We start from the raw sequence: 1,095 nt of genomic DNA, 5'->3' as shown, positions 1-1,095 counted from the left end.
AAAGTCAATATTTTTTATCATTATTATAATTTTAATGATAAAGTAAAGTGCATAGTTTGCGATAGTTTATCTTTTCTTAATTTCATTTTTTATATTGATAAAAAATAGCTCGATTTCAGTGCAAATATTTTTCACTGTAGGATTGGCTATCTTAGCTATTTTGTCCTATGGATATTAAGGGTGTCTGTTAGGGGGATCATTTCTTTCTATATTCTCTAGTTTCTATTTTTCCATAGATGTCCAAACGTAATACCTTTAGCGAGAGAATTGGCCATGCCTGATAGTTTGAGCAACAGCATGATGGATATAATGGACAAGATGAGGGCTCCCCCAAACATGGAGCTTATATTCTGGTTGTAATCGAGTTTCATATCGCCCAAATAGTTTGCCAAGATATTCATCATCAGATTAAAGACAGTGGCTAAGAGTAGAAAGAGGATTATATAATTCACGACTTGGATTAACCATTGCTGGAAAAGGCGCTGGGTTGGTTGCCAGAGCAAAGCAATGATGAAGAATGGACCAAGTCCCACGAGAAGTACGAGGGCGATTTTTGTTAATAGAACGAGCCCCCCTCCGATTGCTACGACGAGGCTTGTTGTCAGCAAGATGAGGATGCCTAAGAGACTGTAAAGCAGTCCATTTGCCTCGAAGAAGATGGTTTGTTCGAAAAGATGACCTGCATATTGAAATCCTTTGCTTGCTGTATTGTCAAGTAAGCCCATTAATTGTCTATCATCGAGCGGATTTGTTATGAGCGCTTTTGATAAATCATAGGGCATTTGAGTTATCAAATTTGCAATTTGACTCTGATAAAGTCCTGCGGTAAGGGCTATTGAAGTAATAAGACTTATTCGCAGGAAGCGATTTACGAACCCGGAGAGAGGCATATCTATAGCGCCACGGATGATGAGCCATCCATAGATGATGAAAGCGATTGTGAGGCCGATTGATACAAAGGGTGTGATTGTAACAATTGCTTTTGAGGAAATATCCGTGACATATGTTTGTGTTATCTGATCAATTTTATTGAAAAGTTGCGTGAACACAGTAAAGTTCATGGCATTCCTCTTTAACAAATTTTCAATTTTTTAT

1 protein-coding gene is annotated in these 1,095 nt (G+C 37.6%); it reads right to left on the bottom strand.

Annotated elements, in window-relative coordinates:
* Positions 1 to 215: 215 nt before the first annotated feature.
* On the bottom strand, positions 216 to 1,061 hold the full coding sequence (locus PVV66_RS09630) for a type IV secretion system protein (RefSeq protein ID WP_273719617.1): 846 nt from the start codon (positions 1,059 to 1,061) through the stop codon (positions 216 to 218).
* Between the last annotated feature and the right edge of the window lie 34 nt (positions 1,062 to 1,095).

The sequence above is a fragment of the Bartonella sp. AU16XJBT genome (assembly GCF_028618665.1).
Lineage (GTDB): Bacteria > Pseudomonadota > Alphaproteobacteria > Rhizobiales > Rhizobiaceae > Bartonella.
Note: the sequence above shows the minus strand (reverse complement) of the source record. Positions and strands in the feature narration are given on the sequence as shown.

Coding starts and splice junctions, on each gene's coding strand:
- PVV66_RS09630 (WP_273719617.1), bottom strand. CDS start 1,061: ATGAACTTTACTGTGTTCACGCAACTTTTCAATAAAATTGATCAGATA.